Source organism: Clostridium sp. CAG:221 (assembly GCA_000435835.1).
In the GTDB taxonomy this organism is placed as follows: domain Bacteria; phylum Bacillota; class Clostridia; order Clostridiales; family Clostridiaceae; genus Clostridium.
Window position 1 is genome coordinate 1 of sequence record FR883406.1, and the last position, 8,927, is coordinate 8,927.

The following is an 8,927-nucleotide window of genomic DNA, read 5'->3' on the forward strand; positions in this document are numbered from 1 at the left end:
TAGAAGTGCAGCATAAAAAAGTTTGACTTTTTGTGTCCTAAATATTGACATAAGACCACATATCCTGACGTATACTACATACTTCTGATGCTCTTAGACCCCCAAACGCTTGAAATGCTATAACTAAAGCCATATCTGGATACAAATCTCTTGCTACTTGTATTAAATTAATTACAGCTCAAAAGAGATACGCTTAACTTTATTAATCCTTTTTTCGGTAGGTAAAAAAATTGAGAACCTATAAATATTTCTAATCCTTCCTTTCTTATCTTCAGTTTTATCCAAATCTTTATAACTTAAAAAGTTCATTTTATATTCATTTAATAAAAAAGTATAGAATTTTCCAAATATTCTCTGATATTCTTCTATTACTTGTCTTTTTACCATTCCTCCCTCTCTTTCTTCCTACTTTCCCTTCCTTATAAGAATTAAGAAAATCTTCTCCCATTTCTTTGGTTATATCACTGATACTACTTATTTTATATTTTCTTTTATTTTCTATAAAAACATAGTTTAAGAAACATACAATAACTTTACTATGGTTTAACTTTTTATTTACAATTTCCTTATTATAAAAATAAGCAGAATATCCAGTAACTTTAAAAAAATTACTTTTAGTATTCTGTAAAACAATAAAAACATATTCTTTTTTTTCTAATTCTTCTGTAATTAAGCATATTTTTTTGTTTTAAATCTTAAGTTTTGTAATTGAAACTCTTTCATAACACCTACTCACCTGTAGAATTAATAAAAGAAATTAACATTTTAATTTTTTAATTTCCTTTACCCTCATAATCCAATAAATGTAATTAATTTACACATACTTTTCTAGTATACATCACTATTTCATTTTTTCCAATTCATTTTTTAACACTAAGTAATTTCTTTTATAAATCAATACACTTGTCTATGGCTCCAATATAGCTTTCTGTTTCTACGATTTTACATTTTACAACTTTACCATCTACTTTTCTAACCAAAACCTTACCTAATAAGTTTTTAGCTACGGTTATGGCATCATCTTCATAAAATTCTTTTGGTAATATCATCTTTTCCTCCTTAATGAATCTTTCTCCATTAGTATTTTAACTTACTCTACAAAATATTATAACTATGCATTAGATATTATAACTAAGCACTCATTTACCATATTTAGAATATACTATACTGAATTATCAAATCTTTAAGGAGATTTATTTAATGAATCCATATAAAATTTTAGGCATTCCGCCTACAGCTTCAAAAGATGAAATAGAAAGTGCTTACGAAAGAATAGTAGATACTTATCAAATTGATAATGCTAATTCTGATGATTACTATTTGATGGAAGATAAAATTTCTGAAGCTAATGAGGCATATAATACACTAATCAATGACTTAAAGTATAAAGAAATTAGAAACCTTATAGAAAATGAACAATTTATTTCTGCTGAAACAGAATTGAATTTAATTTCTGATAAGAATAACGCTGAATGGAATTATTTAAAAGGGTTTGTTATGCTAAAGAAAGGTTGGGTACAATCTGGTGTGAATCACTTAAAAACTGCTGCTGAATTAAATCCAACAAACCCTGAATATAAAGAAACTATGACAATTCTTTCAAGAAAAATAAACACCATAAAACAAAATTATGCCAGAGCTGCTGCTGCTGCCAATATGAAAGCTAATCAAAATAATATGAACATGTGTGGTGGAAATAGCGGTGCTCCTAATGGAATGTGTGGAGATATGGGCAATTTAGGAAATATGATGGGCGGAGGTAATCCACTAGGAAATATGATGGGTGGCAATGCTAATCCAATGAATAATAATCCTGCTGGTGGTGCAGTACCAAATGGAGGAATGGCTCAAAATCCAGCTGGTGGCAATGGTATGAATGGAAATCCTCTTCAAAATATATTGCTTCAAAGCCTATTATCTGGTGGAAATAATAATGCTATGAATATGTGCGGAAATGGTGGCGGAAAAATGTGTTAAGTAAGGTGGCTAGTAAATAAATGTTTGGCTATATTACACCACTATACAATGAGTTAAAGCTTGGAGATTACTATTACTTTAAAAGCTACTATTGTGGCTTGTGTAATACCATAAAAGAAAATTTTGGTAATATACCTCGATTAACCTTAAATTATGATTTAACATTTATTGGCTTCCTTTTAGATGGTCTAAGCAATGAACCTATAAAAAATAAATCAATTCATTGCCTTAAACATTTAACAACTGAAACCGTAATCTGCCAACCTACAAATGCATTAAATTATATTTCTGCAGTTAATATAATCATTTCTAGCTTAAAACTTAAAGATGATATAGTAGATGAAGGAAGTATTAAAAGTCGGCTATTTCATGTACTTTTTCTTCCAGCTGATAAAAAAGCAAAAAAATATTTAAAATCACTATTTTCTATTATAGATGAAAATATGACTATCTTATCTAAGTATGAGAAACAACTTGATTTTGCATCCTTAGATGAAGTATGTCACCCATTCAGCGTCATAATGGCTTCTATTTTAAGCTTATATCCATACAGTCTTCCAGATGACAGTCCTAAAATACGAGAAACTCTGTATAATCTTGGCTACTCTATTGGAAAATGGATTTACCTTATGGATGCATTAGACGATTGGAAGGATGATTTAGATAATGATAGATTTAATCCACTGAATGCCATATATAATGTAAATAGTATTCCTTTTGAAGATATTCTAAATTTAGTAATTGAAGATATTGACTTTATTATTTTCAGTTGTTTAAATAACTGTAGCGAATATATGAAGGCTCTCCCTTTAAAAAGACATTATACAATCATTGAAAATGTTATTGATCTTGGAATGCCTGAATCATATTATTCTGTAATATTTAAGCTTAAAGAATTATTAAATTTAAAAGAAACTAGTGTCACATAAAATTGGACACTAGCTTCTTTTAAGTTTAATAAGTTTTTTATTTTTCATAGATAATAATATCTCTTATACTATCTTCTTTTATAGCATCATCTTCTATATCATAAACGTTAGTAACAGTAACCTTTTTAACTTCTCCCTCTAACTCATCAAATCTTGCCATAAAGTAAGTTTTTACCTTTTTATCAAGCTTTACTTCTTCTAGCATAGAAGTGCTATATTCACCTTCAGTTGTTTCTACTACAACTTTGCATAAGTTTCCTTCTTTACCAAAACTATATGCTTTTGAGCTATTATTTGATATATCAGCTCTTAAAATATATCCATCTACTAGTTTTATCATCTTAGATAGGTAGATATTAAGCTTTCCTGAAACTATTTCTGGAGCTTCAACATTAGTACATTCTATTACTCCATCAGGTGAAACAGCCCAGCCATCATCTTCTTTTACCATAGCATAATTATATGTATATGGTACTTCTTTTCCATCTTCCATAATGGCCATATTTACTACTGCTTTTTCTATATTTTCGTCTATAACTTCAATACTTTCAGTTTCAGACTTAGTAATTTCAGCATTCTTTCTATTAGCCTCAAGCATCTTTACCACTGTTCCGCTACTATAGCCTACTGAATCTAAATATACCTTAGAATATAATGAAACCATATTCTCTATGTCATTTGATTTATTATATTCATTAAATAAGTTTATTGCCTCTTCAGCACTTTCAGCTCTAACTGGTGTTACATCTTTATTAGTACATCCTGTGAAAAGGGTAGCAATAATTCCAGTTGATACTAATCCCACAACTAATCTTTTTGTAAATTTCATATTATTCTCCTTTACGTATATATTTTCCTTTATTAAGCATAACATAATTAACTCTATTTTTCAGCATTGACTTTAAAAAAAAGATAATGTTTACAAATTATTTATTTTATAATTGAAGCCTTCATTGTCTGAAGGCTTCAACTTCTATATAGATTTTATATAAAATCCCTTATTATATACTTCCTTATCGTACTTTATCTCAATTCCATTGCATATCTTTTCATATTCCTTATGTACTACAAAAGTTATTCCATCTACTAATTCTTCAATATCATTTTCACCTTTAAAATCTGCATATATTTCATATGCTGGTTTTCCACAACCAATGAAGGGCTTAACTCTTATATAATTCTCATTACTATTTTCTATCATTTCCTCCAATGCTTTTTTTGCCTTTTCATCAAAAACTATTTTCATAAAAAACATCTCCTTTGCCAATAATATATATTTATTATATATTATTTACAATACTTTAGCATTAGGAACTTTTCATATTTTATAAAAAGTCCCTAATACCAAGATATTTTTTTATATTTTAACATCACCATTACTAGCTAATGGACTTTGGATAAGCCAAATTCTTCATGAAGCAGATTTATAGCAATTTCAATATCCTTAGTATAAATAAGGCACCATATAGTCATATTAGAATCTGCTGTCTGTAATACTTCGATATTATTATTTTGCAACACATTTATTATCCTTGCCATAATACCAGGAACACCAGTCATTCCTGCCCCTACTATAGCTATTGTACTACATTCCTCAATTATACTATATTTAATTCCCACCAAATCTAATATGCTAGATACATTTTCCTTTTCAGATTTATCTACTGTAAAAAACTGATGTGCTGGAAAGATATTAATAAGATCTAAACTTATATGATTCTTAGCAAGTATGCTTAATAAACTTTGATATGCCTTTATATTGCTATTTTCAGATAACCTTATCCTTACTTGAATCCTATTATTAAGATAAGTTATTCCTGTAATATATCTTCTTTCATTGCACATGATATCATTGCTAATCAATGTTCCCTTTGATTCACTTAATGTGTTTTTTATAAAAAGAGGAATGTTCCCCTTCTTTGCTAAGTCCACTGCTTTAGGATGTATTACTTTAGCGCCTTGATCTGCCAATTGAAAAACTTCATTATACGTTATTTCATCAATAAGTGAAGCATCTTCAACAATTCTTGGGTCAGCTGTCATAATTCCATCCACATCAGTATAAATCTCTATTTCTTTTGCTTTTACAGCATTACCTAAAATACATGCTGTAGTATCGCTTCCTCCCCTACCTAATGTAGTAAAATATCCATCTTTAGTTATTCCTTGAAAACCTGTAACAACAGGAACCTTCCCTTCTCTTACCACTGACAATAATCTATCTATATCAATGCTTATATACTCAGCCTCACAGAAATTATCATCAGTGATTATGCCAGCTTGTCCTCCTGTTAATGGTACTGCCTCAATTCCTTCATTATATAAAGCATTTGCTACTACCACCGAGCTTATAATTTCACCGCAACACATCAAGAGATCCTTGGAATTTCTATTGGTTTCCTTAAATTTATCATCTATAAGAGTCAATAAAGTATCAGTGGCATATGGCTGTCCTTTTCTACCCATAGCAGATACTACCACTATAGGTGTAAATCCATTTTCAATTGCCTCCTTCACTTTAATTGCTACCTGTTTTCGCCTATCCTCTGTAGATACAGATGTACCTCCAAACTTTTGTACTATTATATTCAAGGAAATCTCCTCCTTAGCTAAGCTTTAGCTCTTTTAATTTTCCCTTCTTCTGCGGAGATTACTATTACGTTAGCACCAATTTTAGTAACACACTCCCAAGGTATTTCTACAAATTCCCTACTACCTCCAAATAAGCTTAACTTATTGCTGCTAACACCTACAACCAAGAATTTTAAGTATCCTTCTTCATCTACTATAAAGTCAATGTTTTGAGCACTATCGTATTTTTCTGCACATTCTAAATTAAATATTTCAAATTTCTCCAAATCACTTATAAGTTTTTCGGAACTATCTGCTTTTTTTTCATAATATTCAAAATCTTTCATAAACAAATTACCTCCTTACTTTTCATAAAATTTTATGCTAAAAGGAGGCAATTTATTACCCTCATATCCTTATTTACTCAGCAATATAATCATTATACTCTTTTGTCATTTACTATAACATCTCTATTATACGCTACGTCAGAAAGTCCTATAATTTTATTTAATCCATCAATTTCTACATCTTGACCTACATATGATGCACTTATTATTCCCGGTTTAAAGCACTCTTCCAATACATAGTTTATGTCTTGCTTATTTATTTTGTTAATTTTTTCGGTAACTTCTTCTGCTGTTTTTATCTTATTTTGTAATAATAAGCATTTAGCATTAGCAAACATTCTTGATGCTGTGCTTTCTAAGCCTAAAAGATAACCAGAAATAAGCTTTTCTTTATTTATATTAAGCTTCTCATCGCTAATACCATTATCTGCAAATTTTTTAAGTTCTCTATTAATAACTTCTAAAGCTTTACCTGCAAATTGTTTACTTAAGCCAGTATAAATATTTAAGCTTCCAACACCTATATAAGGCTGTGAATATGAATATATAGTATAGCAAAGTCCAAGCTCTTCTCTTACTTTTTGGAATAATACTGATGAGGCACCTCCACCGAAAATATTATTTAATAAAGCAAGTGAATATGCTCTTTCATGAGCATATGGAAGCCCTTTTAATCCAACGTTTATATGAAGCTGTTCTATTTGCTTATTTACAGATGCTGAACCATCTAAAAGGTTTACTTCTTCATAAGTAGGTATATATATTTCATTTTTATCCCAAGGTCCAAAATAATTTTCAATTAATTTTTTCAATTCATTTTTATTAAATTTTCCACATATACTTATTACTGAATTATGAGGAGTATAATGTTTTTTTACATATTCCTTAATTTTCTTACTATTTAATGATTTAATTATATCAATAGTACCTAATATTGGATCTGCAAGAGAATTATCACCAAATATTACTTTTGAATGAATATCTTCAAGAACATCTTCTGGATTATCTTCGCTCATGTTTATTTCTTCTATTACCACACCTTTTTCCTTTTCAATTTCCTCGTCATCGAACTTTGCATTAAGAAGCATATCTGAAAGTACATCTAGGCAAAGTTCCAAATGTGTATATAATGATTTTGTATAATAACAAGTTGTTTCTTTACTAGTATAGGCATTAATTTGTCCACCTACATTTTCTATGTCTTGAACTATTTCTTTTGCACTTCTCTTATTAGTACCTTTAAAAAACATATGCTCTATAAAGTGTGAAATTCCATTGACAGACTTTTCTTCATTTCTTGAGCCATTTTGAACCATAACTCCAACGCTTACTGAATTTACATGTTCAATATATTCAGTAACAACTCTTAATCCGTTATCTAACGTGTATATCTCAAACATAATTACCTCCATTTTTTTAGTTTGATTTTAGTTTATTTTAATTTATATTATTTTATTCTATATACTAAAAAAAGAGAATTTTAATAATTCTCTTTCACATAATAAATATTATTTTAATGAATAAATATTATTGTTCTGTTGTTTCCTCTTCAGCAGGTAACGCATCTTTTCTTGAAAGGTTTATTCTGCCTTGTTGGTCTATTTCAGTTACTTTTACAAGTATTTCATCTCCAACTGATACTACGTCTTCAACTTTATTTACTCTTGCTTTATCTAATTTAGATATGTGGCATAAGCCTTCTTTATTTGGTAAGATTTCAACAAATGCTCCAAAAGCAGCAATCTTTGTAACTTTACCTAAATAAACTTCACCAACTTGAACTTCCTTAGTTAATCCTTCAATAATTCTTATGGCTTCATTTACTCCTTCATGATCAGGTGATGAAACAAATACTGTACCATCTTCTTTAATATCTATCTTAACACCAGTATCTGCAATAATCTTGTTGATTACCTTTCCACCAGCACCAATTACATCTCTGATCTTTTCTGGATCAATGCTTATTGTGCAAGTCTTAGGTGCAAACTTAGATACTTCTTTTCTGCTTTCTGGAATACATTCTTCTATCTTATCTAAGATATATACTCTTGCTTTTCTAGCATCAGTAATTGCCTTAGAAATTACATCAAAGCTTAAACCTTTAATTTTAGTATCAACTTGGATAGAAGTTATACCTTCTGTTGTACCTGCAACTTTAAAGTCCATATCTCCAAAGAAATCTTCAATTCCTTGAATATCTGTTAATACTTCTTCATGAACTAAATCTTCTGAAGTTATTAATCCCATTGCTATACCAGCTGCTGGTCTCTTTATTGGAACACCTGCATCTAATAATGCTAATGTAGAACCACAAACTGAAGCTTGAGAAGTTGATCCATTTGAACTTAATACTTCAGATACTAATCTTATAGTATATGGGAACTCTTCTTCTGAAGGTATTAATGGTTCTAAAGCTCTTTCAGCTAAAGCTCCATGTCCTATCTCTCTTCTTCCTGGTCCTCTAAGTGGTCTAACTTCTCCAACTGAATAAGCAGGGAAGTTATAGTGATGCATGTATCTCTTAGATTCTACTTCACCAATACCATCTATTATCTGTATATCTCCTACAGCTCCTAAAGTAGCTACAGTCATAACTTGAGTAAGTCCTCTAGTAAAAAGACCTGTACCATGAGTTCTAGGTAGTATTCCTACTTCACATGAAATCTTTCTTATTTCATCAAATGCTCTTCCATCTGGTCTTCTCTTATGGTTAAGAAGCATATCTCTTACAACTTCTTTTTGCATAGAGTAAACTATTTCATTGATGTCACCTAAGAAATCTGCGTACTTTTCTTGGAATTCTTCCATGATTTTATCATTTACGATATCCATAGCAGCATTTCTTTCATCTTTATCAGTAATCCACATTGCTGCTTTAATCATTTCACCAGCAAACTCTTCTATATCTGCTTTTAATTCTGAATTTGGTTTATAAAGAACTGGTTCTTTCTTTTCTTTACCAAACTTAGCCATAGCCTCTTCTTGGAATGCTACGATGTCTTGACATTTTTCAAAACCGTATTCAATTGCTTTGATCATTGTTTCTTCTGGTATTTCATCTCCACCAGCTTCAATCATCATTACTCTTTCTTTTGTTGCACAA

At 29.8% G+C, this 8,927-nt stretch carries 9 protein-coding genes and 1 pseudogene; 2 read left to right on the forward strand and 8 right to left on the reverse strand.

The annotated features are described in order from the left end of the window. Positions 1–171: 171 nt before the first annotated feature. Together Q5O44_RS09430 and Q5O44_RS09435 are read right to left on the reverse strand one after the other, a co-directional pair. Positions 172–387 carry a hypothetical protein gene (locus Q5O44_RS09430; protein WP_022168167.1) on the reverse strand — a complete coding sequence of 72 codons (216 nt, stop codon included), beginning with the start codon at positions 385–387 and terminating at the stop codon, positions 172–174. 515 nt (positions 388–902) lie between these two features. After that, a pseudogene (locus Q5O44_RS09435) lies at positions 903–1,049 on the reverse strand (DNA-3-methyladenine glycosylase); the annotation flags it as partial. Positions 1,050–1,200: 151 nt separating this feature from the next. On the opposite strand from Q5O44_RS09435, the gene Q5O44_RS09440 reads away from it, so the two are divergent. Then, positions 1,201–1,977 carry a J domain-containing protein gene (locus tag Q5O44_RS09440; protein WP_022168169.1) on the forward strand — a complete coding sequence of 259 codons (777 nt, stop codon included), beginning with the start codon at positions 1,201–1,203 and terminating at the stop codon, positions 1,975–1,977. A 20-nt stretch (positions 1,978–1,997) separates the two neighbouring features. Then, positions 1,998–2,906, forward strand: a complete 909-nt coding sequence (locus Q5O44_RS09445; protein WP_022168170.1) for a DUF5685 family protein — start codon at positions 1,998–2,000, stop codon at positions 2,904–2,906. Between the two features lie 37 nt (positions 2,907–2,943). Here the strand turns inward: Q5O44_RS09445 and Q5O44_RS09450 are convergent, their stop codons facing one another. From Q5O44_RS09450 to Q5O44_RS09475, 6 genes are all read right to left on the reverse strand, one after another. Further along, on the reverse strand, positions 2,944–3,735 hold the full coding sequence (locus Q5O44_RS09450; RefSeq protein WP_022168171.1) for a hypothetical protein: 792 nt from the start codon (positions 3,733–3,735) through the stop codon (positions 2,944–2,946). Between the two features lie 144 nt (positions 3,736–3,879). Beyond that, positions 3,880–4,152 carry a hypothetical protein gene (locus tag Q5O44_RS09455; RefSeq protein WP_022168172.1) on the reverse strand — a complete coding sequence of 91 codons (273 nt, stop codon included), beginning with the start codon at positions 4,150–4,152 and terminating at the stop codon, positions 3,880–3,882. Positions 4,153–4,289: 137 nt separating this feature from the next. Further along, positions 4,290–5,498 carry an aspartate kinase gene (gene dapG / locus Q5O44_RS09460; protein ID WP_022168173.1) on the reverse strand — a complete coding sequence of 403 codons (1,209 nt, stop codon included), beginning with the start codon at positions 5,496–5,498 and terminating at the stop codon, positions 4,290–4,292. A 17-nt stretch (positions 5,499–5,515) separates the two neighbouring features. Next, positions 5,516–5,824 carry a YlmC/YmxH family sporulation protein gene (locus tag Q5O44_RS09465; RefSeq protein ID WP_022168174.1) on the reverse strand — a complete coding sequence of 103 codons (309 nt, stop codon included), beginning with the start codon at positions 5,822–5,824 and terminating at the stop codon, positions 5,516–5,518. A 92-nt stretch (positions 5,825–5,916) separates the two neighbouring features. Beyond that, a complete protein-coding gene (locus Q5O44_RS09470; protein ID WP_022168175.1) occupies positions 5,917–7,224 on the reverse strand; it encodes a pitrilysin family protein in 1,308 nt (435 codons plus the stop codon). Between the two features lie 127 nt (positions 7,225–7,351). Then, on the reverse strand, positions 7,352–8,927 hold a 1,576-nt coding region (locus Q5O44_RS09475), incomplete at its 5' end, for a polyribonucleotide nucleotidyltransferase (RefSeq protein ID WP_302637755.1).

What these genes read in the sequence shown, in the direction of transcription:
- Q5O44_RS09430 (WP_022168167.1), bottom strand. Translation starts at nt 387, where the DNA reads ATGGTAAAAAGACAAGTAATAGAAGAATATCAGAGAATATTTGGAAAA.
- Q5O44_RS09440 (WP_022168169.1), top strand. Translation starts at nt 1,201, where the DNA reads ATGAATCCATATAAAATTTTAGGCATTCCGCCTACAGCTTCAAAAGAT.
- Q5O44_RS09445 (WP_022168170.1), top strand. Translation starts at nt 1,998, where the DNA reads ATGTTTGGCTATATTACACCACTATACAATGAGTTAAAGCTTGGAGAT.
- Q5O44_RS09450 (WP_022168171.1), bottom strand. Translation starts at nt 3,735, where the DNA reads ATGAAATTTACAAAAAGATTAGTTGTGGGATTAGTATCAACTGGAATT.
- Q5O44_RS09455 (WP_022168172.1), bottom strand. Translation starts at nt 4,152, where the DNA reads ATGAAAATAGTTTTTGATGAAAAGGCAAAAAAAGCATTGGAGGAAATG.
- Q5O44_RS09465 (WP_022168174.1), bottom strand. Translation starts at nt 5,824, where the DNA reads ATGAAAGATTTTGAATATTATGAAAAAAAAGCAGATAGTTCCGAAAAA.
- Q5O44_RS09470 (WP_022168175.1), bottom strand. Translation starts at nt 7,224, where the DNA reads ATGTTTGAGATATACACGTTAGATAACGGATTAAGAGTTGTTACTGAA.